The sequence below is a fragment of the Pseudoalteromonas sp. SCSIO_11900 genome (genome assembly GCF_000576475.1).
GTDB lineage: Bacteria > Pseudomonadota > Gammaproteobacteria > Enterobacterales > Alteromonadaceae > Pseudoalteromonas > Pseudoalteromonas tetraodonis.
In genome coordinates this window covers 2,902,009-2,928,898 of sequence record NZ_KK070023.1, presented here as the reverse complement: position 1 = coordinate 2,928,898, position 26,890 = coordinate 2,902,009, and the positions used below count along the sequence as shown (strand labels likewise).

The window sequence follows — 26,890 nt, the reverse complement described above, 5'->3', positions numbered from 1 at the left end:
CTTAATTAATACTAAAAATACATTTAAGGAATATTTTAAGTGCAAGCAATTATAAAAGAATTTCAACTAGGTCAACACACAGTGACGCTAGAAACAGGTGCTATCGCTCGTCAAGCAGACGGCGCAGTACTAGCAAGCATTGGCGACACGTCAGTACTAGTAACGGTTGTTGGTAAGCGTGAAGCTCAACCAGGTCAAGATTTCTTCCCACTAACAGTTAACTACCAAGAGCGTATGTACGCTGCTGGTCGTATCCCAGGTGGTTTCCTCAAGCGTGAAGGTCGTCCTAACGATGGCGAAACGCTAATTGCACGTCTTATTGACCGTCCAATTCGTCCACTTTTCCCTAATGGTTTTGTAAACGAAGTACAAGTTATCGCGACAGTTGTTTCTGTAAACCCTGAAATCCAACCTGATATGGTTGCGATGATTGGTACATCAGCAGCACTTGCTATCTCTGGTATCCCGTTCAGCGGTCCAATTGGTGCATCACGTGTTGGTTACATCAACGGTGAATACGTACTTAACCCGACACTAAAAGAGCTTGAAGAAAGCCAACTTGATTTAGTTGTTGCGGGTACTGATAACGCTGTACTTATGGTTGAATCAGAAGCAGACGTTCTTGCTGAAGACGTAATGCTAGGTGCGGTTGTATACGGCCATGAGCAATCACAGTCTATCATCAATGCAATTAACGAATTTAAAGCAGAAGCAGGCAAACCTACTTGGGATTGGACTGCACCTGAGAAAAACGTTGCATTAGAAGAGAAAGTAGCAACACTTGCTGCTGATAAAGTAGGCGAAGCTTACCGTATTACTGATAAAGTAGCGCGTAAAGAAGCATTGACTGCTGCAAAAGATGCGGTTGTTGAAGCACTAACAAGCGAGCTTGCTGAAGGCGAAACGCTTGATAAGCAAGAAGTAGGTAAAGTATTCGGTTCACTTGAGAAGAAAATCGTTCGTGGCCGTATCGCTGCTGGCGAAAAACGTATCGATGGTCGTGAACCAGATATGATCCGTGCACTAGATGTAATGACGGGCGTACTTCCACGTACTCACGGCTCTGCAATCTTCACTCGTGGTGAAACACAAGCATTAGTAACAGCAACACTTGGTACAGAACGTGATTCACAGTTAATCGACGATTTAACTGGCACGCATAAAAACCACTTTATGCTTAACTACAACTTCCCTCCATTCTGTGTAGGTGAAACGGGTTTTGTAGGTTCTCCTAAGCGTCGTGAAATCGGCCACGGTAACCTAGCTAAACGTGGTATCCAAGCTGTAATGCCAACATTGACTGAGTTCCCTTACTCAATTCGTGTTGTATCTGAGATCACTGAATCAAATGGTTCATCTTCAATGGCATCGGTTTGTGGTACGTCTCTAGCGCTTATGAACGCGGGTGTACCAATTAAAGCTTCTGTTGCCGGTATCGCGATGGGCCTAGTTAAAGAAGAAGAAAACTTTGTAGTACTTTCAGATATCTTAGGTGATGAAGATCACTTAGGTGACATGGACTTTAAAGTAGCGGGTACAACTAGCGGTATCACTGCACTACAAATGGATATCAAGATTGAAGGTATCACGCAAGAAATCATGCAAATCGCGCTTAAGCAAGCTAAAGCAGCTCGTTTACACATTCTAGGTGTGATGGACGAAGCGATTTCTGCACCTTCTGAAGAGTTATCTATGTTTGCACCGCGTATTTACACGATGCAAATTCCACAGAAGAAAATTGCTGATGTAATCGGTAAAGGTGGCGCAACTATTCGTCAACTTACTGAAGAAACAGGTACTACGATTGAAATCGGTGATGATGGCACAATTAAGATTGCTGCTACAGATGGTGAAAGTGCTGCAAATGCAATTAGCCGTATTGAGCAATTAACTGCTGAGCTTGAAGTTGGGACTATCTACGAAGGTAAAGTTGTACGTATCGTTGATTTTGGTGCGTTTGTAAACATTCTTCCTGGTAAAGATGGCCTAGTGCATATCTCACAAATCAGCACAGAGCGTGTTAACAACGTTGCTGATCACCTTAGTGAAGGTCAAGAAGTTAAAGTTAAAGTACTAGAAGTAGACCGCCAAGGCCGTGTACGTCTAAGTATTAAAGAGGCAATGGAATCAGCAGCACCTGCAGCTGACGAGTCTAAAGACGCGTAATTGCTAATCTTTCATCCAGATAATTACTGGATAGTATAAAAAGGGGCTGTTTAGCCCCTTTTTTTATGCTTTAATGTTAGCAACCTATTATGTTCAAGACGTTAAGTAACATATAACAAGAATGAACCTTACAAGACAGCTTATGTCTTATCTATTTGCTACTTACCTCGGTATAAGGATTTTAATGAGACTTAAACATTTAGCCTTGGCATCTTTTGCTATTTTGTCTTTAAGCGCTTGTCAGGCTACTACTAAACCCGCTGCTATTATTAATGTGCCATTTACTGCGCCACTTGCATCAGACTTTAGAAATGAAATTGCCATTGCTCGTTTTTCAGAGCTATTAAATAGAGCAGACTTAAGTACAGAGCAACAAGCAAAGCTCTATTATGACCGTGGTGTGCTGTTTGATAGCTTAGGCATGACCACTTTATCGCGAATTGATTTTAACCGAGCTGTTAAACTGAAACCTGATTTGGCTGAAGTGTATAACTTTTTGGGGATTCAACATACCTTGATGCAACAATACGAAAAAGCATACGAGTACTTTGATTCAGCCATAGAGTTAAATGAAGAACATGAATATGCGTATTTAAATCGTGGTATTGCTTTGTACTATGGTGATAGAGCCACGCTTGCAAAGGATGACTTTAAAACGTTTTTGGAGCGCTCTCCTAACGATCCTTATCGTGTGCTGTGGCTTTATTTAGCGCAGGCCGCACAAGATAAAACTCAGGCACTCGCTTCGTTAAAAGCTAATGCGGCGGCCCTTGATGAAAACGAATGGGCATATCAGCTTATTGCTTTGTATGTAGGTGATATGAGTGAAAAAGCATTTTTTTCAGGGATAGCCGATGGTGTGAGTTCACAACAAGAATATGCTCAACGTTTATGTGAAGCTTATTTTTACTTAGCTAAACAGCACCAAGCCGCAGGTGAGCTTTCAATTGCAACAGATTACTTTAAGTTGGCGCTAGCAACGAACGTTCATGAATTTATAGAATATAAATATGCACGTTTAGAGCTTGAGTTGATGGCTAGTGAAAGCGCGGGCTAACTTTTTTAAATTAAGTATTTTATTACTGTGCGCTAGCTTAATTAGTGGCTCCAGTAATAAACAAAATAGCATTGGCTTTTGGCAAGTATTGCACGCCAAAGCCAATGTGATTGATAGTTATTGGCAATTCCCTGGTTACTTTGCATCGCATATTTTACAACTCCCCCCGACCTCATTAGCTACCTTAGCACGCAATAAAATAGCCCATGCACAATACGGATATGGGTTATCATTAATAGCCAATAATCAAACTGAAACCGCCAAGCTCTTTTGGCAAGCAAGCCTCGATGAGATAACAATTAAACAACAAAAACATCTCGCAGCTTCATTGCTTGCTCAACAGCGTTGGCAAGATTTAGCGTTATTAAAAGCTCACAATAAGTTACCTAAAGGGGATGCCTTTTATCATTTACAGTTACAACAGCGTGCTCCTTTCGATGCATTAAACCACTCCTTTATGAATAAATTAGGGTTTTTGGTAGCGAGCGAGCAAATTGAGATACAAAAGCAATGCACATTTAATGTGCTAATGCTGAGCGATCACCGTGATGGTTTATATAGGCTCAACCACTTTGTGAAAAAATACGCACAACACCCAGAGCCTAGTAGTAATGCATTTTGTTTTTCAAAGCCTATATATGTTGGTAATGCAATTGCTTGTAACAGCACTAAAGCAACGCTTGCGCAGTGCGATTGGCAACAGTCATCACTTAAGCAGCGGCTTCCTAAAGGATTCGATTTTGCGATTATGATGCCAAAGCAAGGTACTGCCAATGTACATCAGGGCTTAATGCATATTAACTCGCAGGCCAATTATGCGGTCTTTTTACATGAATTAATGCACTTTAATGGTTTTGAAGATGAATACGCTTTACCAGCAAAAAAACAAGCTTGGCTTTGTCAGCTTGAGGGGTTGGTTGCCCCTAACTTGTTTATTGCTCATAACACTGATGCGCCAAAAGGATGGCACAAAAGCAAAAGCTGTCAGCAAGGAGGTGTTGCTTATAAGCCAAGCGCACAGTGGTCTATTATGCAATATCAACAGGTTGGACTTTCAGATCAATATCGGGTTTTGTGGCAAACTCATATAGAGCAACATGCAGATTTATTCCCGCGCTTTTAATCATTAAATAGAGTACTTTTAGGTTGTTTAACCAATGATTATACGATCCTATTAAAACGGCTTAAAAGCTGAGCCGGTTTTATCTCAGTTCATTAATTTATAGACTTTTTTGCTTGATTGTTGCCCCGCTAGAAGCGCTTTCTATAGACAAAAACCATGTTTATCAGTATAACTGTACGTATTAATGTTGTTAAAAAACAGATATAAAACGTATACCCAAGTCACTTTGGTATTTAATAATAACAAGTAGCGAATTGATAAACTTTATGATTCAAAAAGGCCCTTCATTATGACTTTGCTCTGGATACCCCTGTTATCCTTATTAGGCAGTGTTATTTCTGCATGCACCGGCAAACTTTCTCGAAATCAGGCAACGAGCCTAACGGCTATTGCGCCTTTAGCCGCGCTTGCAATTACACTTTATCATGCGCCTGCTGTTCTCGCGGGAGAAACCATTCGTTTTAGCGCGCAGTGGATACCTGCTTTAGGGCTGGATATTTCCTTACGCTTAGATGGCTTGAGTTTACTGTTTTTATTTATGATTTTAGGAATAGGGCTGCTGGTTATTTTGTATGCCCGTTATTACCTAAGTCAAAACGATTCACTGCCAAAGCTATTTAGTTACTTAATGTTATTTATGACCGCCATGCTGGGCATTGTTATGTCAAACAATGTGATTCAGTTATGGGTGTTTTGGGAGCTAACCAGTATTAGCTCGTTCTTGTTGATTAGTTACTGGTGGCATAAATCAGAGGCGCGCAAGGGGGCGCGTATGGCACTGGCGGTAACCGGTGCGGGTGGGTTAGCATTACTGGGCGGCTTAATGCTGCTAGGTGATATTGTTGGAAGCTACGACCTAGACACTATTTTAGCTAGCAAAGCGATTATTCAATCACATGATTTATACGAATTAGCGCTGGTGCTAGTATTACTAGGCGCCTTTACCAAGTCTGCACAATTTCCGTTTCATTTTTGGTTACCCCATGCCATGGCAGCACCTACACCGGTTAGTGCCTATTTACACTCTGCCACTATGGTAAAAGCGGGTATCTTTTTACTTGCACGTTTTTATCCAGCACTGGCGGGAACCGACACTTGGTTTTTATTAGTCGGTTTGACGGGTTTAACTACACTTTTATTTGGCGCTTACATCGCGCTATTCAAACATGATTTAAAAGGTTTATTAGCCTATTCAACAATTAGTCATTTAGGCCTAATTACTCTATTACTCGGCCTAGACACACAACTTGCAACTGTAGCCGCTATTTTTCATATTATTAACCATGCTACGTTTAAAGCGTCGTTATTTATGGCCGCGGGTATTATTGACCATGAAACCGGCACGCGTGATATGCGCAAACTCAATGGCATGTGGCGCTACTTACCTTATACAGCTACATTGGCGATGGTGGCCGCAGCTGCAATGGCCGGTGTACCGCTATTAAATGGTTTCTTATCTAAAGAAATGTTTTTTGCTGAAACACTGCATCAGCAAGTACTGGGCTCTATGTCGTGGTTAATTCCTGTGCTGGCAACCGTTGCAGGTGCGCTGTCGGTAGCGTACTCATCTCGCTTTATACATGACGTGTTCTTTAATGGTGAACCGGTAGACTTACCACGCACCCCTCATGAGGCGCCACGTTATATGCGTGTGCCTATAGAAATCTTAGTGGTGCTGTGTATTTTAGTGGGTATTTTTCCGCACTTTGCAGTAGATGGTATTTTATCGGCTGCTTCATTGGCGGTGCTTGGCCAAGCTATGCCTGAATACAAGCTAACTATTTGGCACGGTTTTAATTTACCTCTACTTATGAGTGGTATGGCGGTAATTGGTGGTTTATTTATTTACGTCAATCGTAAGTACTTATTTCAGTTCCAAGCGTCGTTACCCCCTTTTAATGCTAAAAAAATATTCGAGCGTTTTTTAGCGGTTGTGGTTAATTGGTGTCAAAACAAAATCCAATCAACAGAAAATGGCTCATTACAACGCTATGTATTTATTATGTTAGGCGTTGTATTACTTGCCTCAGGTTGGCCATTATTTGAAATGAAACAGCTAGCTGGCAGTGTGCCTAATACCCCAATTGATATTCAAAATGCTATAGGTACAGGGCTACTGATTATTGGTGCTATTGCTACCGTTATTTGGCATCGAATTCGGATGGTGTCGTTATTAATGCTGTCGATTGTGGGATTAATGGTGTCGGTGGCGTTTACACGTTTTTCAGCGCCTGACTTGGCCTTAACGCAACTTACAGTAGAAGTTGCAACTATCATATTATTAATGTTGGCACTGTTTTTCTTACCGCAAAGTACACCAAGAGAGTCAAGCTCGTTGCGTATTTTACGTGATGTGGTTATTTCCTCTACGGTAGGGGTAATTATTGCTAGTATTTGTTATGCATTACTGACCCGTCCTCTTAATTCAATTTCTGAATTCTTTGTCGCTAATGCTAAAACAGGCGGTGGGGGTACTAACGTTGTTAACGTTATTTTAGTTGATTTTAGGGGCTTTGATACCTTAGGTGAAATCACCGTGTTAGGGATTGCAGCACTGGGTATATTTAAACTGTTATCAAGAATTCCGCTTTATATGCCAGCAAGCGACAGTGAAGGGCGCCCATGGTCTAAAGACCGTCATCCTATTTTATTGGCTTGTATTTCACAAAGCTTATTACCATTGGCGCTATTAGTATCCGCTTATATTTTCTTACGTGGTCATAACTTACCGGGCGGTGGATTTATTGCCGGCCTCGTGACCTCTATTGCCTTTATTTTACAATATATGGCCCATGGTACTGCGTGGATTAATGAACGTTTTGATGTTAACTATCGAAAAATTATTGCATCAGGTATCGCTATCGCCATGTTTACGGGTGTAGGAAGTTGGTTCTTCGATAAACCATTCTTAACTACCTGGTTTGATTACTTTGATATTCCGTTTGTTGGTAAAACAGAGCTTGCCAGCGCCATTGTATTTGACTTGGGCGTGTACTTAACCGTTGTTGGCGCGACGCTAATGATCCTTGCTAGCTTAGGTAATATGACAGCGAACGCAGAGAAAGAAGAGGTAAATATTTAATGGAACTGTTATACGCATCTTGCGTTGGCGTGCTAGTCACCTGTGGTGTGTTCTTATTATTAAGAGCGCGCACATTCCCAGTGGTACTGGGGCTGACAATGATTTCTTACGCGGTTAATTTGTTTTTATTCTCATCAGGGCGCTTAACTATCAATAAAGCGGTGGTACTTGGAACTGGCGCTGATTACGCCGATCCGCTGCCACAAGCCTTAGTATTAACAGCTATTGTAATAGGATTTGCCATGACTGCGTTTGTGGTTATTTTATCGATACGAGGGCGAGCAGATTTAGGGAATGATCATGTTGATGGCACCCTAACCAGAAGTAAACGCAAGGAGAGAAAATGATTCAGCATTTAGCATCTTTGCCTGTTTTAATGCCTATGCTAGCGGCAATCATTCTGCTACTGCCACCGTGTGGCAAAAGTTTATTTGCACGGCGATTAACTTCAAGCCTAATGGCTATTTTAACCTTTGTAATTACAGTATTACTGCTGGTTCAGGTTAAAGATAACGGGGTTATTGTTTATGCAATCGGTAACTGGTCAGCGCCGTTTGGTATTGTACTGGTAGCAGATATGCTCTCAACTTTACTGGTTACTTTAACCGCCTTTTTAGGTCTTGGTGTGGTTTTATATGGGTGTGCCGGCGATGACGAGCAAGGCAGCTTTTTCCATCCCTTGGTTCATTTTTTAATATTAGGGGTAAATGGTGCGTTTTTAACGGGCGATTTATTTAACGTCTTTGTCTTTTTTGAAGTGTTACTAATTGCTTCTTATGCGCTATTAATGCACGGCGGCGGTAAACCAAAAACACGTGCAGCACTGCATTACGTTATTTTAAACTTAGTTGGCTCAAGTGTATTTTTAATCGGCTTAGGTATTTTATATGGGGTATTGGGTACCCTAAACATTGCTGATATGGCTAATAAAGTACCGCAGTTAATCGGTGATGATGTTTATTTAGCTAAAGCGGGCGGGTTACTATTGCTTGTGGTATTTGCCCTTAAAAGTGCACTATTACCACTGCATTTATGGCTCCCAAATGCCTATTCAAGTGCGACACCTGTGGTTGCTGCATTATTCGCGATTATGACCAAAGTAGGTGTTTACGCCACTTTACGCGTATATACAGTGGTATTTGGTGAGCAAGCCGGTGAACTTGAGCATATGGCGCAGTCTTGGTTATGGGCGTTGGCCATTGCTACCATAGTGATTGGGGCAATTGGGGTGTTGGCAGCACAAGATTTACGTAAGCTTACCGCAAACTTAGTACTGGTTTCTGTGGGTACTTTAGTGGCACTGGTTGCACTTCAAAATATAAACGCCACAGCTGCACTATTGTATTATTTAGTACACTCAACGTTAGTGACTGCAGCACTATTTTTACTCGCTGATTTAATTGCAACTCAGCGAGGTAAGGTCGGCGACAGATTAGTTGGCGGACGCGCAGTTAAGCAACCATTCTTGTTGGGAGCGTGTTTTATTATCGCTGGACTAACCGTCATAGGTATGCCGCCACTTTCAGGTTTTGTAGGTAAAATTTGGATTTTAAAAACCACCTTAAACAGTGAGAAAGCACTGGTATTTTGGCCTGTTTACTTAATTATGAGCTTAGCGTTAATTGTTGCTATATCACGTGCAGGCACGAGTTTGTTTTGGGAGCATAAAGACAAAGGCGGTGAGGCTGGTGATGTTGCTAATGCACATCCGTTGCAAGTTATCGTACTTGTTGGCCTGCTCACAAGCTCAATACTGTTGGTTGTTTTTGGTGATTTGGCAACGCAATATGCACTTGAAACAGCAACACAACTTCACGATATTAGTGGTGGTATTAATGCGGTACTCAAGGGAGGTCTGTAATGCGCTTAGAAGCTCGTTTTCGTTGGTTACCCACACCGTTTCGTAGTCTATTTTTATTTATAGTATGGCTATTATTAAATAACAGTGTGTCTGTAGGGCATATTATATTGGGTGCATTGTTAGCACTGCTTATTCCTTTATTTAGTATGTCATTTAGAGATCCACAGCCACTCATATTAAAGCCTGGCTTGGCGTTTAAGCAGTTACTTATTGTGCTTTACGATATTATTGTGGCTAATTTACAAGTGGCCTTATTAATAATGGGCCCTTCAAAAAATTTACGTCCAGGTTTTGTTAAAGTGCCTATCGATTTAATGCATGAAATGCCAATTACTATTTTAGCTAGTTGTGTGTCTTTAACGCCGGGTACAGTAAGTGCTGAGGTTTATCCTCTCATTAAGTCACTTAATGAAGACGATGAACCTGCGCAGCGATATTTATTAATTCACGTGTTGGATTTAGATGATGAGCAAGCACTTATCAAACAAATTAAAGCACGCTACGAAGCTCCCCTAAAGGAGATATTTCAATGTTAGATACAGTATTACTGATTGTTTTTTCAATGGTTGGATTGTCATTACTACTAAATCTATGGCGACTTATTATTGGTCCATCAGTACCAGATCGTATTTTGGCGCTCGATACAATGTACATTAACGTTATTGCATTGATTATTTTATATAGCATCAGTATGGGAACAGGTTTATATTTTGAAGCCGCTTTGCTTATCGCAATGTTAGGTTTTATAAGTACTGTGGCTGTATGTAAGTATTTACTTCGTGGCGATATAATTGAGTAAGGTATTAAAATGATAAGTGAATGGATCGTATCAATATTGCTGTTGTTTGGTGGGCTCTTTATTTTAATTGGCTCTATTGGCTTAATTAAACTGCCGGACTTTTTTATGCGTTTACATGGGCCAACTAAAGCAACCACTTTAGGGATGGCAAGTATACTCACGGCTGCGATGGTATTTTTAGCCAATTCAGCTAGTGGCTTAAGCGTAAAAGAAATATTAATCACTATATTTTTATTAATCACGGCGCCCATTAGTGGTTATATGCTAATTAAAACCGCTATTCATCATAAGTTAAAAGCCAAAGATGGAACGAAAGGACTCGATAATATCGAAAAAGATTAACCCTAAAAAACGACAAAAAGCCGAATAATGGTAGTTATTCGGCTTTTTGTTTTTTTGGTTGTTCCCATTTACAACACTTATTGAACATGTGAGTATGGCGTAAATTCAAATACAAAAAGGATATTAATATGGGTAAGGTATTACTTTTATCACTACTTATTTTTTCAACTAACTTATATGCAGCGCAAACTACTAAGCAACAAAAAATTGATGAGCTGGTAGAGGTGATGGATATGGACGCTATGGTTGACTCTATGTATTCTCAAGTTGAGGGCATGATGCAAAATATGTCGGTGCAAATGGGTGTAAAGCCAGATGAAAAGCCAATATTTGATAAATATTATGCCGATATGACTGAGGTGCTAAAAACTAAAATGAGCTGGCAAAAAATGCAGCCTATGATGGTTAACCTTTATGATAAGCAATTTAGTGAGCAAGAGATTAGCGATATGCTCGATTTTTATAAAACAGAGTCAGGGCAAGCTATTTTGAAAAAAATGCCACAGGTGATGCAAGCATCTATGCAAATGTCACAATCTTTAGTGCAAGAAGCTATGCCTGAGATCCAAGCAATTGCTGGGCAGCTAGGTGAAGCACTTAAACAATCGCGTAGCGAAGCGAATTAAACTATAGCTAACCTAGCTCGTAGCAAAATAACGTCTACATTTTCTAGCAGTCACTATTTTGTGACTGCTATATTCTTCCTCTTCTTTAAGCAAGCGTAATCACTTATTTAATGTGCCGATAACGCATTCCCTGAGTTTTAAAATAGCGGTTGACCTGTGTGTTGCACATAGGTTTATTATGTCACTACTAAAAGCCGATGGAGTGAGTTATGTATGTTAAACAGCTAGCTGAAATCATGGAAGTGACCCAAGATACAGTGCGGCACTACACGCGTATAAAGCTACTTAACCCCATTCGTAGCCAAAGCAATGGCTATCAAGTGTATACCGCTGCCGATCAACAGCGTTTAAAGTTTATTATTAGTGCACGGCAACTTGGTTTTTCTATTAAAGATATTCAGCAAATAGTTGCTCAGTCGGAGCTAGGGAATTGCCCATGCCCACTGACACGACAATTAATAGCAAAGCGACTTGAAGAAACAGAGCGGTTATTTCAAGAAACACTCAAACTAAGAACGCGTATGCAAGCAGCGGTAAAACAGTGGGAAAACTCAAGCGATGGTGCTGTAAGTGCCGATATATGTAGTTTAATTGAGACCTTTGTAGATCCCCTTAACGAACAAGTGAGTTCCGAGGAAGCAAAATGAGCAACAATAAAGACACAGTGCAAAATTTTATAATTGAAGGTGCCAATTGCGGCAGCTGCGTCGCAAAAATAGAAAAAGCGTTAAAAAGCGTATCAGGTGCGCAGCGTGTTGAAATGAACTTTGCTGATCGCAGTGTGCAAGTTGAAGGCAATGCGCCATCAGCTGAGCTGATTGAAGCAGTCGAAAATATTGGTTACAAGGCTAAGCCAATGAATAGCGAGTCGGAGCAAGACGCGCTAGATGAAAAAGCCAAAGCCGATAACGCGCACTATAAAAAGCTAATGCGTAATATGGTATTGGCGCTAGGCGTTGGCGCTCCGCTTATGTTGTATGGGCTTATTTTTGATATGAGTGTTACCACCAATGCGCAGCGCATTGGCTGGTTTATTGTTGGTATAGTCACTTTAGTGGTTATGGCCATTGCGGGTAAACAGTTTTATAACGGCGCATGGCAGTCATTTAAAAACCACACCGCCAATATGGATACACTGATTGCGTTGGGCACAGGTACCGCGTGGTTGTATTCTATGGTGGTAGTCATTGCGCCAGGCGTGCTACCCGAGGTGGCCAGGCATGTTTATTTTGAAGCCTCAGCGATGATCATCGGTTTAATTAGCCTAGGCCTTGCCTTTGAAGTAAAAGCCCGCGGTCGCACATCTGAGGCGATAAAACGCTTAATCGGTTTGCAGCCAAAAACCGCTCGGGTAGTGCGTGATAACAAAGAGCAAGATATAGCTATTAGTGAGGTACTAAAAAACGAGACTGTGCGTGTACGCCCCGGTGAAAAAATCCCCGTGGACGGTGAAGTCATTGAAGGTAGCAGCTCAGTGGATGAGTCAATGCTCACGGGTGAGCCTATGCCAGTGAACAAAAGTGAGGGCGATACCGTTGTTGCAGGCAGTGTTAATAAAAGTGGCACGTTGCTATTTAAAGCCACTCATATTGGCAGTGAAACCACACTTGCCAGTATTATTAATATGGTTAAACGAGCACAAAATTCTAAACCCTCCATAGGGCGTTTAGCCGATGTAATATCCGGCGTATTTGTTCCTACGGTAATGATTATTGCAGTGCTCGCGGGCCTTGCATGGCTTAATTTTGGCCCCGAGCCGAGCATTGCTTATGCGGTAGTGGCCGTGACCACGGTGCTTATCATTGCCTGTCCGTGTGCGCTGGGTTTAGCAACCCCTATGTCAATTATGGTTGGGATAGGTAAAGCCGCTGAATCGGGAATACTTATTCGTAATGGAGAAGCGCTGCAAACCACCTCTAAAATTACCACCATGATTTTAGATAAAACCGGCACGATCACAGAAGGAAAACCCACCGTTACCGATATCATTAATTTTAATGACAGCGATAAAGTACACGTGCTAAAGCTTGCCGCTAGTCTTGAAAGCGGCTCTGAACATCCTTTAGCGCAAGCCATTGTAAGTTATGCTGAAAATGAAGATATCACGATTGAAAAAGTCAGCGATTTTAACGCTGTGACGGGGCAAGGTGTTACAGGCATATTAAATGGGCAAACTTTATTGTTTGGCAATGAAGCGCTTATGAGCCAACACAATATCAGTATTGCAGAGGCAAAAGAGCAAGCTGAGCAATTAGCCAGCGCCGCTAAAACGCCAATGTATTTTGCAATTGATACCCAACTACAAGCCATTATAGCGGTGGCCGATCCGATAAAAGACGATTCAGCAGAGGCCATTAAACGTCTACAAAAAAAAGGTATCCATGTTGTTATGCTGACCGGTGATAACCAAGCTACCGCCAGAGCCGTCGCTAACAAAGTAGGTATTAAGGACTTTATTGCCCAAGTAATGCCTGATGACAAAGCCAGTGAAGTAACTAAGCGCCAAGCTAAAGGTGAAATAGTCGGTATGACGGGTGATGGTATAAACGATGCGCCGGCACTGGCACAGGCCGATGTTGGGTTTGCTATTGGCACTGGCACCGATGTGGCGATTGAGAGCGCTGATATCACCTTAATGCGTGGTTCATTACAGAGTCTTGGCGATGCCATTGCGGTTAGTAGCGCCACTATAGTCAATATTAAGCAAAATTTATTTGGTGCATTTATTTACAATGTGGCAGGTATTCCAATTGCTGCGGGGCTGTTATATCCATTCTTTGGTATATTACTCAACCCAATTGTTGCAGGTGCTGCTATGGCGCTGTCATCACTAACTGTGGTCACAAACGCCAATCGCCTGCGCTTTTTTAAACCCAGTAAATCGTAATTTTATAAATAGGAGTAGCATTATGTTGATGTTCAATATACTCGGCGCATTGTTAATTGCGGTTATTATTTACTGGTTTTGGCTATATAAACCTAAGCAAGTGCAGAGTAATAACAACAAAATAACGATAGTGGTTAATAACGGCGTTTATTATCCTGCCCATATTAAAGTGGCTGCTGATAAAAAAGTAACGCTAACGTTTAATCGACAAGACAGCGCTCCATGCGCCGAAACGGTGGTGTTTCCTTCACTCAATATCAGTAAAACGCTCGCTATGGGTGAGAATAACACTGTTGAGCTGCCGGCACTTAAAGTGGGTGAATATGCTTTTCATTGCCAAATGCAAATGTATAAAGGCACGTTATTAGTGTCTTGAATATTAGGGTCTGTTGACCTTTGCGGATTACAATTTGTTCAAACTAGGAGCGGTTTAATCGCGGCGCGAGGTTTGTAACCTAGTGGACTAAGTAAGAACCGAGCAAAGCTTCCGCGTCCTGCTCACGCCCCTTACCTACATCCATGTAGGCAACAAAGAGTAAATCGCCCCTAGGCAGAATCCGAAGGGCAGCGCCTGTTTGGCATTGATGCTGCGTTATCGCCTATTTATGGGGAATAACCACACCACATAGGCTCTGCCTTGCCTAAATACCAAACAGACTGCTGCAAATTTAACCTTGAAAGGTCAACAGACCCTAGATTAATAAAACTAAAAATGGATCCGATGCGTTTGTTCAAGCAGAAAACTGAGAAGGCGTAGTATGAATAAATTAAACCCTAAAAAACTGTTTAATAGTAAATGGACAGCGATCCCAGCAATTAATAAGGAAAAACATTTTATTATTGTTGAGGTTGAGTTTGATGAAGACGGCAACGTCGTTGAATGTATCACTGAAGCGGTAATGTCAAAAAACCAATACCCAATCCAGTGGCGCGATTTAAAAGATCAACAAAAATGGCTGCAAGGTTGGAAATAAAGCAGGCTGTTTAAAACACATTGCTCACGCTCATAGCCCTTATGAGCATGAGCGACTAGTTTATTGTTTTTTAGAACAACACATTGCTAGCGACTCTCCTCTATTACAGCTTGTTTTCATCTCAATTCGCTATTTGGCAACAAAACGAGAGTTTTTAAATCGTTCTTCAAACGTTTTTATAAAAATAATCTAAATATTATTTTAGTTATTATATTTCAATGCGTTATGCGTATTATTTTATACCGTTAAAGTAAGTATGTCGGATGTGTTCAGAGTCGGTTTATTCTCATAACTGCTCTAAACATGATTTTTCCGGTTTTTTCATTCCCATGTCTCTTTTTATTATAATTTAACTTATTGATTTTAAATGTTTATTTATTTCAGTCTCAGTGGTTGTTGCTAAAAAGCAACAAAATCATGGTTTATTTTTATTAAAATGCTTCAAAATCATTCTAACTGCATGTTTTTAAATAACTTTAAAAACATGGCATCGAAGTTGTAATACCTAAGCTGTATTTAGCAAAAACGTGATAAAGCACATCGCTTCATCGCACAACCTAATGAAGGAATTACATTATGAAAACACTTAAATCAACACTGGTATTAATGGCTTTAGCTTCTTCATCAGCGGCTTTTGCAGCAACCGATTTTGACACACTCGATGTGGATGGCAACGGCGCTATTAGCCAAGCTGAAGCATCAGTTGACGCCTCACTTATGAGCCAGTTTACTGAGCTTGATACTGACCAAAACGGTGAGTTATCTAAAGCAGAGTTTTCTAAGGCGTAACCAGCTTTAGTGCTCAATACTATTACTGATTCTGAGTTGCCCAAGACAACCTAAATAGGCAAGGGAGCCTATGACAAAGAATCGCAAGGATATGAGGTTGATAGTTTTGAGCCAATTATTTTTTATTTGACGAACATTGCACACTTTGAAGGATTATATTATGAAAAAGTTACAATCAACACTGGTATTAATGGCGCTTGCTTCTTCATCTGCCGTATTTGCAAGCACAGACTTTGAAACGCTTGATGTAGATGGCAGTGGCACCATCAGCCAAGCAGAGGCATCGGTTGCTGCTGAGCTTATGGAGCAGTTTGCAGAGCTAGATGTAGATGGTAATGGTGAACTTTCTAAAGACGAATTTTCAGCGTATTAGTTTCCCTTAAGGATCTTTGAAAAGGACTTCTTACCATTTTAATTAAGGCATTTAGCCTAAGGATTAATTATGAAAACATTTACTAAAACACTCGCTTTAATTGCACTTGCTTCATCTTCAGCGGCTTTTGCTGCGGTTGACTTTGATTCTTTCGATACTGATGGCGACGGCGTTATTAGCCAGTCTGAAGCACAAGCTAACTCACAACTAGCTCAATTATTTGATGATTTAGATGTTGATAGCAACGGTGAGCTTTCAAAAGAAGAGTTCGCAAAAATTCAGTAGTTATATTACGGATGAAAGCGTTTATGTAATTTGTAAACGAGACATAAAAAGCAGCTAAGTCGTAAATACTCAGCTGCTTTTTTGTGCGTGGCGGGAAATAGTGTGTGCAGTTGTCACTAAAATAGTGCAATGGCGTCAATGAATTTAAATTAAGCTGTTGATTTTTAAGTTCTTTAATTTTTGGTTTTAAACTTGCTTAGCTGTTGATTAGGGTATTTAAGGAGCCTAATTATGGCGAGAATGAGTTATATAAGTAGTGTTGAGCGCTATAACGAATATGAGCAGCTAATACATAGCTTATTAGAATCAATTTTAATGAGTATAGATGACGGCATCGCTAATAATCGTGATATGCGTTATTTAACAAAGCATTATCCTTTTTTAGAATTACAATACTGTTTAGACGAGAAGGGCTCACAACAGGGCAATAACGTTTGCTTTAAACGTGCCTACAATAAAAAATTGGCACAGAGAGGCAATAATCAGGATTTAAGTGAGCGGCCTTATTTTTTAAATGTAAAAGCCTGTAATGCTATTTGTTTTACTGCGCCTTATATTTCTATTGCGACCAACCATTTATGTATATCTGCGATTAAAGAATTAAACAAACCTATCAATAATCAACATTATTTAGTTGTTGATGTAAGTTTAACGCAGCTTATTGAGTTTGTGATGGGTGATACCGCTCGTGCGACTATGTCACCTTATTTTAAAGCAGGTTATGGGATTATTGTGGCGTGCTTATTTAGTTTGGTGCTTTTTTTACTCAACATCGTATTTATCGACATCTATGAATTAATAACTCACGTAAATAGTTCGTCCGATCCCCTAGAACCCTTTAGCATCATTATTTATATCACGTTAGCATTGGCTGTTTTTGATCTTGGCAAAACAATTCTTGAGGAAGAAATCCTCATGCATAAAGATATTTTTAGACACTCATCAACACGACGAACCATTACCCGGTTTATCTCTACCGTGTTAATTGCTATATCAATTGAAGCACTACTCACTATGTTTAAAGCCGCATTAGGGCAATCAGAGTATTTAATGCCAGCTATAGCGATGATGCTTGCAGTGGTGGGACTTTTAATTGCTTTAGCGATATATGTGTATTTAGGGGCAAAAGCTGAAACATTGCTTACACAGGCACGGGTAAAACTAAAATCCTCCGAGTAGGAGGATTTTAAGTAGTGATGTTTAATTGTATTTATTGTTTGTCAGCGGTGCGTTTAGCTTTAAAGTCAGACTCGCTTGTCCATTTTGGCCAATCACCGTTATTCGCCAGTTGTGAGGCTATATCAACAATCAGTTCTACATCTTGTTTTACCCCACCTAATGACCAATCAGCTGAGTAATCGTCAGCTTCTTTATGGTATTTATGAGTGATGTAGTCAGGATCGGTATCACCTAAGCTCATAAACAGTAAGCTTGGCACACCTTGTTTGGCGAGTGAAAAATGATCCGATCTAAAAAATAAGCCATTTTGCGCACGAGGATCCAGTTTAACTTGACGTCCTTGCGCGTTTGCGGCTTTAGCTAAATAGTGCTCCATAGTCGAGAGGTCTTTACCGTACTGTAAAATATAGTCGGTGCTATCGAGTACGTTCATCCCATCAATATTTAGTAGGGCAACCATATTCTTTGTTGGGATCACGTCACCAGAGGCAAACTGGGCTGAACCAATTAAACCGGTTTCTTCAGCGGTGAAGTTGGCAAAAATAATCGAGCGTTTAAACGGTGTTTGCTGATGCATTTTTTGCATTATACGAGCAATCTCAAGGGTGGCGGCGGTGCCTGATGCGTTATCAACGGCGCCATTATAAATTTTAGGACCGCTGTCGGTTTGTTTAGTGCCAAAGTGATCCCAATGGGCACTAATAACGATGTATTCATCTGGGCTTTCACTGCCTGTGATTTTTGCGACCACATTATGTGATTTTGCATGTGACACTTCGTTTTTAAATGCAAGGGTCGCTTTTAAATTCAACGCTTTAGCTTGAAATTGCTCACCGAGTGCTTGTTGTTTTAATTGTTGGTAGTTTAAGTGTGCTGATGCAAATATTTGCTCGGTGGCATCGAGTGTTAGCCAGCCCATAACGGGCAATTCAGATGCATTGAGGTTGTTATCTATTAGACTGTATTTAGTGCCGGTATTTGAGCTTTCAACTACCCCCCAAGGGTATGCGGCAGGAGCTGTTTCGTGAACAATAAATACCGCTTTAGCGCCTTGGCGCGCGGCTTCTTCATATTTATAAGTCCAACGACCATAATAAGTCATGGCATTACCAGTAAATAACGTATCGTCTTGAGTGGCAAAGCCCGGATCGTTTACCAGCACAATAACGGTTTTACCGGTTACATCAATATTGGCGTAGTCGTTCCAGTTATATTCAGGGGCATTTATACCATAACCGACAAAGACCACATCAGAATTGCGAACATCAATAACAGGCTGCAATTGTTTAGTACGAGCAGTAAAGTCTTTACCCGCTTTAAAGCTTAAATCACCCATGGTCAATTGCATGTTTTGATCTGCGGTGATCATGGCCATTTTAACCGGATGTAAAAAATCACCGTTATAGGCACCAGTTAACCCTATGGCTTTGTATTGTTCACTCAAATAGCCAACGGTTTTTACTTCACCCAATGTTAATGGACCGCGACCTTCAAAGTCATCAGAGGCAAGGGTTTTAATATGCTGTTTTATATTATTTAAACTAACGCCCGGACTGTTTTCGAGCGAGGAAGTGGGGGTTGCAGACTCTGAGCAACCCGTTAGTACAATAACTAAAAAAAATGTGATGGTTTTTATATAAGACATAATAAGTTAGGAAATAATATTTTTTTCGACTATAACCCCAAACAGTAACACAATGCGAATTTTTATCCCTTTTAAACCTATTTTTATTCAGCTTACCTCTTTGGCCCTTTACCCATTAACCGCCATTAAGCAAGTTAAAAATAATAACAAAAGGGATAAGTAATGAAGCAATTTACTCGTCGGGATTTTTAAAGGCAGTCAGTGTAGCTGCCGCTGCTGGTGTGGTTAGTAGCTGTGCATCTAGTGGCAGTGTTCATACTAGCGCGCCTATGCGCAACGTGAGTTAGCTGCCGAACACCCCCGTAACCAGCTCAATTATATTGCCGGTGACATGAACACGACGCTGATTAAAACTCTCAAAGGGCGCAGTATTATGGTGTAGCACGATACGACAACCCCTCGGCCGTACTCACGACATAACTTAATACAAGGCACGAATGGCGTGTTTGCAGGTTTCCCTAATCGTATTGCCCTTGAAACTGGTGGCTCAAAAAGTTTTCATGAGTGGGATTATGATATGAGCGCATGGTATGAGCAGTACGACCATCCCTTATGGACAAAAATGAGTGAAGAGGCGCAGCGCAATGGTGGCCACGGTGGCATGGACTTTTTAATGTTTTGACGGATGATTTACTGCTTAAAAAATGGCGAACCGCTAGATCAAGACGTTTATGACGGGGCGGCATGGTCGGTTATTTCGCCGTTATCAGCCCAGTCTGTGAGTGAGCGTAGCCGCTCAATAGATATTCCCGATTTTATTCGCGGGGCATGGCAAACCGCACAGCCTATGGGCATTGTAAGCTAAGCCAAATAAAAAAAGAGCGCATGCGCTCTTTTTTTATTTATTGGTTATGTTTATTAGCTACTTCTCACATTAACCTTGAGTTTAAGCTTTTGACCTGGCTGTAAGTATTTTTGCCCAGCCAAGTCATTCCATTTAATTATCTCGCTCACGGTTAAATTAAACTTAGAGGCTATTCGCGCTAATGAATCACCCCGACGCACTTTATAAGTAATAGTGCGGTTGGTGTTATTAGCTGCCTCTTTAGGCTGATTTGCTGATTTATAAACAACCAATTTTTGATTTAAACGCAGCACTGCATTTTTCTTCAGCTTATTCCACTTAGCTAATTCACCCATAGTGACATCGTATTCGCGGCTTATGTCCCACAATGTGTCGCCACTTTTTACCGTGTGTGATAGCTTAGTACGCAAACTTTTATTAGCGGCCGCGCGTACTTGCTGAGGTAAATGTTCACTGTTAATTTTACCATCTGTTAGCGGCACTAAAATTTGTTGGCCAACACGAATGACGTTTGAATTAAGCTTATTTAATGACTTTATTGCATTGGTGCTAGTGGCAAATTTACTGGCAATTACCGACAGGCTATCACCTTTTTTAATTTTGTATTGTTGCCAGCGAAGACGACTTTTAATGTCAGTTGCAGCCAATTTTTCTGTAAATTGCTCTACTTTATCGGTGGGTATTAATAAAAAGTGTGGACCATCAGGGTCTGTTGCCCAGCGGTTAAATCCAGGGTTTAGTCTGTATAGCTCGGTGAGGGTCATGTCAGCCATGTCGGCTGCCAGCGCTAAATCAATTTGTGACTCAATATTGACCACTTCAACCACTTGCGCGTTAATAATAGGCTTCCATGACACATTAAAATCATCAGCGCGCTTTAATAAATCGGCTAATGCTAATAATTTAGGCACGTAGGCAGTGGTTTCACGAGGTAAATCAAGTGACCAAAAATCGGTAGGTAAATGCTTTTTACGATTCTTTTTAATCGCACGCAGTAAGCGGCCTTCACCTGAGTTATAAGCTGCAATTGCGTTCAGCCAGTCACCCTCAAGGGTTTTGTGTAAGTATGAGAGATAATCAAGCGCTGCGCGAGTTGATTGCACAATGTCGCGACGCCCGTCATACCACCAGTTTTGTTTTAAATCAAAACGCTCGCCGGTTGCTGGCATAAATTGCCAAATACCCGATGCGGTGCGATGCGAGTAGCCATAAGGGTCAAAAGCACTTTCTACTATAGGTAAAAGTGCAATTTCGATTGGCATTTCACGTTTTTCAATTTCTTCAACAATAAAGTGCAAATACGGCTCAGCACGTTTAGAGATACGATCTAAGTATGCTTGATGGCGCGCATAATAGTTACGTTCAGCAACCACTGGGCGATTTTGGGGAATATCGATAGATAATTGGTAACGAATACGCTCCCAAACATCGTCAAACACAGGGGCTTCCTCTTCGATATCGTTCACTTGTTGATATTGCGCGTTCATCATCAGCGCCGTGTTAATATCGTTTGGACTTGCGCCTTCAAGTTGGTCTTGTGCCTGATTTTGTGAATCTGTGTTTAACGTTGTCAGAGTTTGACAGCCGCTTAGCGCCATCGCTAAGACCAATAAAAGAGGAGATTTATTCATAAATACCAATACATAGGGTAAAAAAACTCGGCGAATACTACCCATAATGAGTCAACATTGCCACTTATGACCGTTAAAAGTTCCAAACAAATATGATTAGAAAATGTTAACTTGTTGTTTGTTAACTAATCGTTTTTTATTCTTGTTATTAAGACACATTTAACCTTAACAGAGCAACAGGCCCTAATTAAAAATGATCTTTGAATTTTCTCAGACTAGCAAAGTTTTCCCAAGGTTCATTGCTTTTTGTAACTAAACAATATTTTTTTGGTATTAATTCTGTAATGTTTGGCAAATTGCTACGCATAAAAGGATTAATTTTCAGCTCATGGCCTATGGTACTTGGCAACGTTATTTCATCTTTATTACGCAATTCATCCACTTGCTGGCTGTAAGCGAGTAACTCGGGGTTTCGTGGCTCAACCGCTTTTGCAAACGCCAAATTCGCCTGGGTGTATTCATGAGTGCAATACACTTTGCAATCACTCGGTAGTGCACTAAGTTTATTAAATGAATGCCACATTTGTTCTGGAGTGCCTTCAAATAAGCGCCCACAACCACCGCTAAATAATGTGTCGCCAGTAAAGGCAAGTGCATCATTAACATAACAAATATGATCGAGTGTGTGGCCAGGCGTGGTGATAATATTAAATGAGGTGCCTAAAACGGTAATCGTTTGGTCTTCATTTAAAGGGCGTGTAATTCCTTTAAATGGACTGTTACTTGGGCCGTAAACCTCAACGTTTGGATACTGTTTTACTAATTGGGCAACGCCATCAGTGTGATCATAATGATGATGCGTTATTAAAATACCGCCTAGGGTTAAATTATACTGTGCTAAATGCTCAGTGACCGGCGCAGATTGGCCAGGGTCAACCACCCACGCTTGGTTATTATGCTCGGTGGTTAAGCACCAAATGTAGTTATCAGAAAAGGCTTTAATTGCTTTGACTTGCACCATGTATCGTTGCTCTATAAAGTGGTATTTAATTAATATTATAACGAGCTTATATAATGAAACCAGCCCTTAGTTTTCAAGAAGGACCCAAACCGTTGTCATGGCAGCAGTTTCCGCATGGTGATCATTTACGTTGTGATATAGAACGCAAATTGTCGCCGTGGCTACCGCGTATGTTTGGCTATCATATGCTTAAATTGGGTAATTTAAGTGGCGAGTTAGATACCAGCAAAAGTTCCATTAAGCATCAAGTATGCGTTGCAGAGCCAGGCCCTTATACCGGAGTGGTGGCTGACATAGACGAACTGCCTTTTTATGAGCACAGTATAGATGCGTGCATTATGAGCCATTGTTTAGAGTATCACTCAGATCCGCATCATATATTACGTGAGGCTCATCGTACGCTTATTCCCGGCGGTTATATCGCCATTACGGGGTTTAATCCGTTTAGCTTTTGTGGCTTGGCGCAGTTACTGCCATTTAGTGGTCAAAAACTACCGTGGACAGGGCGCTTTTTTACCCCTGCACGCGTTAAAGACTGGCTTAATTTACTCGGATTTGAAATTGTGGCCGATGAGCGATTTATTTATTCATCGTTGGCACGCGGTAACCGGTTGTCGCGGTTTGCGTTTTGGCGCAGCTTTACCAAGCAATATTTAAAACCTATGGGCAGTGTATATTTGCTGGTGGCACGAAAGCGTGTTGCGCCACTTACGCCAATAAAACCTAAGTGGCATGCACGGCCACAATTTGCGCCAATAAAAGGGGTAGGGCTTAGGCAGACCTCAAAGCAACATTATCAGCAAAATAAAAAATAGAGCGATATTGAGGGTTACGGTTGGTAACCTTCATCATCAATTAAGTTGTTGCCGCTGGCCGCATCACGGGCAAGGTCGTCAACAATTTCATTATATTTATGGCCACTGTGACCTTTTACCCATTTCCAAGTAACATCGTGCTCGGCGCAGGCTTTATCGAGACGTTTCCATAAATCGACATTTTTAACCGGCTTTTTAGCAGAGGTTTGCCAACCGCGTTTTTTCCAATTGGTGATCCACGACTCAATGCCTTGTTTTACGTATTGGCTATCGGTAGTCAGGGTAACAGGGCATGAACGATTAAGTGATTCTAGCGCAACAATGGCAGCTAGCATTTCCATGCGGTTGTTTGTTGTGAGTTTGTAACCTTGACTTAATTTTTTTTCATGGGCTTCATAAATCATAAAAATACCATAACCACCGGGGCCTGGATTACCTAAACACGAACCATCGGTGTAAATCTCTACGGTTTTTTGCACTGTTTTACCTTGATATTATGTACAATAAAGTGATTATAGAAAGATACCAGAGTCAGGCTTAATTCGATATGGCACGCAGACAAATAGTTTTAGATACAGAAACCACCGGCATCGACCCTAAACAAGGGCATCGTATTATTGAGATAGGCTGTGTGGAGCTAATGAATCGTCGGTTAACCGGCAATAATTTTCACGTTTACATAAATCCACAACGCAGCATTGAAGAAGAAGCAATCGATGTTCACGGTATTACCAACGAATTTTTACGTGACAAACCGCTTTTTCGAGATATTGCCCAAGAGTTTTTTGACTATATTAAAGGCGCAGAACTCGTTATTCATAACGCGCCGTTCGATATTGGCCATATGGATAATGAATTTGCGTTATTAAATCAAGGTTATCAAAACACCCATAGTTTTTGTGGGGTACTTGATACCCTTAAAATGGCGCGTGACTTGCATCCAGGACAAAAGAACAACCTGGATGCGCTTTGCCGTCGCTACGATGTTGATAACACTAAGCGGACGTTACACGGCGCCTTACTGGATTCTGAGATTTTAGCCGATGTTTACCTGGCAATGACCGGGGGACAAGTAAAGCTAAATCTAAATCAAAATAAAGATGACTCAAGTGAAGATCAAAAGGGCGGCATTAGGCGCTTAAACAGCGATAGAGCCCCATTGGTTGTTGTAGCAGCAAGCGAAGCAGAGCAAAGCGCACATCAATCACGTTTAGACATTGTACAAAAGGAGGGCGGCCATTGTTTATGGCGCGCTGAATAAGGCACTATTATGAAAACGCTATTAGTAGTTTCACTGTGTTTAATCGCCGCGTGCTTCATTCCCGATGCACACAGCGTTAAACAAGTTGAAGAGTTAAAAGGCAGCGGTAAACAAAATGAAATACCGTTACTGGATAACCGTTTTCGTATAGATGACAAAATTGATGAAATAAAATTAATATTTTTTAGACGTCCTGGGTCGCCTGCCGTTATTTTAGTTAGACCCGATGGTACTAAATACTTTGCAACCAATGCGGTAGGAAACACCAGCCTAGATTGGTACGACGAATTAAATTACGATCTAGTGGTTATTCGCAACCCTATGCCTGGGCCATGGCAAGTTATTGGCCAAATAATGCCACAGAGCCGTATTGTTGTAATTGGTGAGCTATTTCTTAAGGTTGATCCACTCCCTAAGATTCTTTTTCAGGGTGAAACTGTAAAGGTAACTGGTGAGATTTTAAATGATGGCGAGCCCATTCGCGCTAATCTTTTCAAAGATGCGGTATCGCTCAATGTGAGTTTTGTGAGTACTAATAATGAAAATTTTGAAAATTTTGGAGCAGGCATACAGCAAGTTACTGAATTTAAAGACGATGGCTACGGATTTGATGAAAGTGCAAAAGACGGTGTGTTTACGGGTGAGTTTACCTTAAATTTCACACCTGGCGAGTGGCGCCCTGAGCTTTATATTACCACTGATGTATTAGAGAGGCGGGTGGTTCAAGATCCTATTGTTGTGCATGAGCCGCCTTTTAGTTTTACCTCAGTTGAAGCAACCGATGAGGGGGACGATCACCGTATTACTATAAATATTGATGAAAAGTTATTAAAGCCTGAAACCGTGATCATGCAAGGGAAAATTTATTATCCTAATAATGAAGAGCAAGTATTTTACTTAGACACTAATAACACCGCAGTAAGAGAACTGGCTTTACAAGATTACGGATGGGGACGTTACAACATTGAAATTTCTGTGTTTGGCTCAACAGTAAATGACAGAGAGTTTATGGCTACGTTGCCAACCTATTTATTTGAAATAGAAAGACCGATAGAAGTTATCCCAGAAATTCCAAAAGCGAGCATCATTAAGGAAGAAAATATTCCAGAGCCTGTTATAAAACCAAAAGTAATGGCCACGGGATTAATAGCTAGTTTAATTATTGGTGGGAATTTGGTCATATTATTTATTGGTTGGTTATGTATTCGTGTTTTTGTGCAGAATAAACCAATAAAACTTAAATTGAATTTTGCTTTTTTAAAGAAAAAGAAAGCAACCGAGGCAAAAAAATCAGATCAGCAAAAAACAACTGATGCAAAAAATGGCTCAAAAAATGACAAAACAGGTGAAATTTTAAACCTTTCGATGTCAGATGACTAAAAAACCTGTAAAAAAACAAAAAAGCCCTTGACGAAGTAGGGGCTGGTTCGTATTATTCACGCCGCTGTTAGGGGAGACTCAGACAGCAACGAAAATGCGGAGTGGTAGTTCAGTTGGTTAGAATACCGGCCTGTCACGCCGGGGGTCGCGGGTTCGAGTCCCGTCCACTCCGCCAACACTTACACAACATATGGTTGTAAAACATATTCTTATTATGGAGTGGTAGTTCAGTTGGTTAGAATACCGGCCTGTCACGCCGGGGGTCGCGGGTTCGAGTCCCGTCCACTCCGCCAATAAGAAAAAATAACAGTTTAAATACGCGCTGGAGTGGTAGTTCAGTTGGTTAGAATACCGGCCTGTCACGCCGGGGGTCGCGGGTTCGAGTCCCGTCCACTCCGCCAACTATTTAAACATTGTTATATTACAAAATTTGTATGCTGGAGTGGTAGTTCAGTTGGTTAGAATACCGGCCTGTCACGCCGGGGGTCGCGGGTTCGAGTCCCGTCCACTCCGCCAATAAATTAAGTAATGACAAGTAAAAAGATATCTCTGCGGAGTGGTAGTTCAGTTGGTTAGAATACCGGCCTGTCACGCCGGGGGTCGCGGGTTCGAGTCCCGTCCACTCCGCCATTTGATATCGTAACAAAATTAGTAAGTGCATTACCCCATGCACATACCACTGCGGAGTGGTAGTTCAGTTGGTTAGAATACCGGCCTGTCACGCCGGGGGTCGCGGGTTCGAGTCCCGTCCACTCCGCCACTTGTTATTTCCTCAATAACAAGTTAAAAAATATTTTCCTAATTAATAACAGCTAATATATTTTTCTATCAGCTATCAGCTATCAGCTA

The 26,890-nt window shown here is 41.1% G+C and carries 25 protein-coding genes, 6 tRNA genes and 1 pseudogene; 28 read left to right on the top strand and 4 right to left on the bottom strand.

Annotation, left to right across the window (positions count from 1 at the left end; translation table 11 throughout):
* The first annotated feature begins 39 nt into the window (after positions 1–39).
* The 18 genes from pnp to BG00_RS13490 all read left to right on the top strand — a co-directional run bounded on the left by pnp (position 40) and on the right by BG00_RS13490 (position 17,543).
* Positions 40–2,166 (top strand): polyribonucleotide nucleotidyltransferase, encoded by a 2,127-nt coding sequence (gene pnp, locus BG00_RS13575; protein WP_036983177.1) that lies wholly within the window; start codon positions 40–42, stop codon positions 2,164–2,166.
* 184 nt (positions 2,167–2,350) lie between these two features.
* Entirely contained in the window at positions 2,351–3,223 is an 873-nt protein-coding gene (gene nlpI, locus BG00_RS13570) for a lipoprotein NlpI (protein WP_036983175.1), read from the top strand.
* A complete protein-coding gene (locus BG00_RS13565; protein ID WP_036983173.1) occupies positions 3,207–4,346 on the top strand; it encodes a hypothetical protein in 1,140 nt (379 codons plus the stop codon). Before nlpI ends, BG00_RS13565 begins: the two co-directional genes overlap by 17 nt.
* A 289-nt stretch (positions 4,347–4,635) precedes the next feature.
* Positions 4,636–7,428 (top strand): monovalent cation/H+ antiporter subunit A, encoded by a 2,793-nt coding sequence (locus tag BG00_RS13560; RefSeq protein WP_036983172.1) that lies wholly within the window; start codon positions 4,636–4,638, stop codon positions 7,426–7,428.
* Complete coding sequence (locus BG00_RS13555) at positions 7,428–7,775, top strand: Na+/H+ antiporter subunit C (RefSeq protein WP_013464542.1); 348 nt, start codon at positions 7,428–7,430, stop codon at positions 7,773–7,775. The genes BG00_RS13560 and BG00_RS13555 overlap by 1 nt, the downstream gene beginning before the upstream one ends.
* A complete protein-coding gene (locus tag BG00_RS13550; protein ID WP_036983170.1) occupies positions 7,772–9,289 on the top strand; it encodes a monovalent cation/H+ antiporter subunit D in 1,518 nt (505 codons plus the stop codon). The genes BG00_RS13555 and BG00_RS13550 overlap by 4 nt, the downstream gene beginning before the upstream one ends.
* Entirely contained in the window at positions 9,289–9,825 is a 537-nt protein-coding gene (locus BG00_RS13545) for a Na+/H+ antiporter subunit E (protein WP_036983168.1), read from the top strand. The genes BG00_RS13550 and BG00_RS13545 overlap by 1 nt, the downstream gene beginning before the upstream one ends.
* Positions 9,819–10,088: a K+/H+ antiporter subunit F gene (locus BG00_RS13540; RefSeq protein ID WP_008114565.1), complete on the top strand. Its 270-nt coding sequence runs from the start codon at positions 9,819–9,821 to the stop codon at positions 10,086–10,088. Before BG00_RS13545 ends, BG00_RS13540 begins: the two co-directional genes overlap by 7 nt.
* Before the next feature lie 9 nt (positions 10,089–10,097).
* Positions 10,098–10,430: a Na+/H+ antiporter subunit G gene (locus BG00_RS13535; RefSeq protein WP_036983166.1), complete on the top strand. Its 333-nt coding sequence runs from the start codon at positions 10,098–10,100 to the stop codon at positions 10,428–10,430.
* 128 nt (positions 10,431–10,558) lie between these two features.
* Positions 10,559–11,056 carry a DUF2059 domain-containing protein gene (locus BG00_RS13530; protein WP_036956928.1) on the top strand — a complete coding sequence of 166 codons (498 nt, stop codon included), beginning with the start codon at positions 10,559–10,561 and terminating at the stop codon, positions 11,054–11,056.
* A 209-nt stretch (positions 11,057–11,265) separates the two neighbouring features.
* Positions 11,266–11,703, top strand: coding sequence for a MerR family transcriptional regulator (locus tag BG00_RS13525; RefSeq protein WP_036983165.1), 438 nt, complete (start codon positions 11,266–11,268; stop codon positions 11,701–11,703).
* On the top strand, positions 11,700–13,943 hold the full coding sequence (locus BG00_RS13520) for a heavy metal translocating P-type ATPase (RefSeq protein WP_036983162.1): 2,244 nt from the start codon (positions 11,700–11,702) through the stop codon (positions 13,941–13,943). Before BG00_RS13525 ends, BG00_RS13520 begins: the two co-directional genes overlap by 4 nt.
* A 22-nt stretch (positions 13,944–13,965) precedes the next feature.
* Positions 13,966–14,319 (top strand): cupredoxin domain-containing protein, encoded by a 354-nt coding sequence (locus BG00_RS13515; RefSeq protein WP_036983161.1) that lies wholly within the window; start codon positions 13,966–13,968, stop codon positions 14,317–14,319.
* Between the two features lie 382 nt (positions 14,320–14,701).
* Positions 14,702–14,917 (top strand): TIGR02450 family Trp-rich protein, encoded by a 216-nt coding sequence (locus tag BG00_RS13510; RefSeq protein WP_036983160.1) that lies wholly within the window; start codon positions 14,702–14,704, stop codon positions 14,915–14,917.
* 576 nt (positions 14,918–15,493) lie between these two features.
* Complete coding sequence (locus tag BG00_RS13505; protein WP_008467122.1) at positions 15,494–15,706, top strand: EF-hand domain-containing protein; 213 nt, start codon at positions 15,494–15,496, stop codon at positions 15,704–15,706.
* Between the two features lie 160 nt (positions 15,707–15,866).
* Positions 15,867–16,079, top strand: coding sequence for an EF-hand domain-containing protein (locus BG00_RS13500; protein WP_008467121.1), 213 nt, complete (start codon positions 15,867–15,869; stop codon positions 16,077–16,079).
* 69 nt (positions 16,080–16,148) lie between these two features.
* On the top strand, positions 16,149–16,364 hold the full coding sequence (locus BG00_RS13495) for an EF-hand domain-containing protein (protein WP_013464551.1): 216 nt from the start codon (positions 16,149–16,151) through the stop codon (positions 16,362–16,364).
* 231 nt (positions 16,365–16,595) lie between these two features.
* The gene (locus BG00_RS13490) at positions 16,596–17,543 is read left to right on the top strand and encodes an EAL-associated domain-containing protein (protein ID WP_036983159.1); all 948 of its coding nucleotides are present in this window, start codon (positions 16,596–16,598) and stop codon (positions 17,541–17,543) included.
* A gap of 31 nt (positions 17,544–17,574) precedes the next feature.
* Here the strand turns inward: BG00_RS13490 and BG00_RS13485 are convergent, their stop codons facing one another.
* Positions 17,575–19,188 (bottom strand): M28 family metallopeptidase, encoded by a 1,614-nt coding sequence (locus BG00_RS13485; protein ID WP_036983158.1) that lies wholly within the window; start codon positions 19,186–19,188, stop codon positions 17,575–17,577.
* 265 nt (positions 19,189–19,453) lie between these two features.
* Between BG00_RS13485 and BG00_RS13480 the strand changes: the two are divergent.
* Positions 19,454–19,993 (top strand): annotated as a pseudogene (locus BG00_RS13480) (alpha-N-acetylgalactosaminidase); the annotation flags it as partial.
* A gap of 53 nt (positions 19,994–20,046) precedes the next feature.
* On the opposite strand, the gene BG00_RS13475 reads toward BG00_RS13480, so the two are convergent.
* On the bottom strand, positions 20,047–21,624 hold the full coding sequence (locus BG00_RS13475) for a lytic transglycosylase (RefSeq protein ID WP_036983157.1): 1,578 nt from the start codon (positions 21,622–21,624) through the stop codon (positions 20,047–20,049).
* 187 nt (positions 21,625–21,811) lie between these two features.
* Positions 21,812–22,585: a hydroxyacylglutathione hydrolase gene (gene gloB, locus BG00_RS13470; protein WP_036983156.1), complete on the bottom strand. Its 774-nt coding sequence runs from the start codon at positions 22,583–22,585 to the stop codon at positions 21,812–21,814.
* Between the two features lie 53 nt (positions 22,586–22,638).
* On the opposite strand from gloB, the gene BG00_RS13465 reads away from it, so the two are divergent.
* Positions 22,639–23,400, top strand: coding sequence for a class I SAM-dependent methyltransferase (locus BG00_RS13465; protein ID WP_036983155.1), 762 nt, complete (start codon positions 22,639–22,641; stop codon positions 23,398–23,400).
* 14 nt (positions 23,401–23,414) lie between these two features.
* Here BG00_RS13465 and rnhA read toward each other — a convergent pair whose 3' ends face one another.
* Complete coding sequence (rnhA, locus tag BG00_RS13460; RefSeq protein WP_013464557.1) at positions 23,415–23,879, bottom strand: ribonuclease HI; 465 nt, start codon at positions 23,877–23,879, stop codon at positions 23,415–23,417.
* Positions 23,880–23,947: 68 nt separating this feature from the next.
* Between rnhA and dnaQ the strand changes: the two genes are divergently transcribed.
* The 8 genes from dnaQ to BG00_RS13420 all read left to right on the top strand — a co-directional run bounded on the left by dnaQ (position 23,948) and on the right by BG00_RS13420 (position 26,801).
* Entirely contained in the window at positions 23,948–24,661 is a 714-nt protein-coding gene (gene dnaQ, locus BG00_RS13455; protein ID WP_036983154.1) for a DNA polymerase III subunit epsilon, read from the top strand.
* A gap of 9 nt (positions 24,662–24,670) precedes the next feature.
* Positions 24,671–26,041, top strand: a complete 1,371-nt coding sequence (locus tag BG00_RS13450; protein WP_036983153.1) for a TIGR03503 family protein — start codon at positions 24,671–24,673, stop codon at positions 26,039–26,041.
* Between the two features lie 98 nt (positions 26,042–26,139).
* Positions 26,140–26,216 (top strand) — tRNA-Asp (locus BG00_RS13445).
* A gap of 41 nt (positions 26,217–26,257) precedes the next feature.
* Positions 26,258–26,334, top strand: a tRNA-Asp gene (locus BG00_RS13440).
* A 31-nt stretch (positions 26,335–26,365) separates the two neighbouring features.
* Positions 26,366–26,442 (top strand) — tRNA-Asp (locus BG00_RS13435).
* 38 nt (positions 26,443–26,480) lie between these two features.
* A tRNA-Asp gene (locus BG00_RS13430) sits at positions 26,481–26,557 on the top strand.
* A 37-nt stretch (positions 26,558–26,594) separates the two neighbouring features.
* Positions 26,595–26,671 (top strand) — tRNA-Asp (locus BG00_RS13425).
* Between the two features lie 53 nt (positions 26,672–26,724).
* A tRNA-Asp gene (locus BG00_RS13420) sits at positions 26,725–26,801 on the top strand.
* Positions 26,802–26,890: the final 89 nt, after the last annotated feature.